Below are 785 nucleotides of genomic sequence, written 5' to 3'. Positions count from 1 at the left end.
CTCTTTGGACTCTATTGCTTCACCTGATCACGGCGATCATCCGGGGCGAAAGGACCCATCACCGCCATGCAGTGGCCGCCTGAGGAGTTGTTCAGAGCCGACTATTTACGCACCGAAAGTTATTTTTCCAGATCTTCCTATGCGTCGTAGAAGTTGGATTCATCCGCAGGCATTAGAAGTATTTGGCCGCCTGCGAGAGTTGTCGCGGCTATCAACCGTAGATACTCCAGAACGTGTCTATGTATCACGTTCACGTGTAAGGGGGCGCAAACTTATCAATGAAGCGGCTGTAGAATGCCTCTTTATTGACAAAGGCTTTACCGTTATCCACCCACAGGATCTTCCCATGGAGGATCAAATAAAAATATTTTCAAATGCGCGACTCCTTGCGGCTGCAGGAGGATCCGCTGCTCATAATGCAGTTTTTGCACCTGAAGATACTAAGGTTCTTATTCTTAGCTCAGAAGGCTGGCTCGTGAATGCTGATATCCTTTTGTCTCAAACTAGTGGGCGCTTGGCCTATGTTTTTGGGCATCCTCTGAACCTTTCTCCTAGTTCTCATCGAACGCAGTCGGACTGGATTATCGATATAAGCCAAGTCAGAATGGCGATCCGTGGCCACTTCGATATTTAGTAACTGTATCTTCAACAGGCCGCTGAAATGTAAGCGTTAGCTGGACCTTGCAGTTACCCACAAATGTCTTTGGCCCTGAGAAAGGTCTTGCTCCTGAGGAATCTGCCGTGATTCCTTGTCTGGCACCTTCAGTCAAACAGGTGCGGATATG

The 785-nt window shown here is 48.3% G+C and carries 1 protein-coding gene; it reads left to right on the top strand.

All coding sequences use genetic code 11. The annotated features are described in order from the left end of the window. Positions 1–634: glycosyltransferase family 61 protein (locus IEX25_RS19870; protein ID WP_188717453.1), on the top strand; the 634-nt coding region annotated here is incomplete at its 5' end. Between the last annotated feature and the right edge of the window lie 151 nt (positions 635–785).

This window comes from Paracoccus acridae, assembly GCF_014642735.1.
Taxonomy (GTDB): Bacteria; Pseudomonadota; Alphaproteobacteria; order Rhodobacterales; family Rhodobacteraceae; genus Paracoccus; species Paracoccus acridae.
Note: the sequence above shows the minus strand (reverse complement) of the source record. Positions and strands in the feature narration are given on the sequence as shown.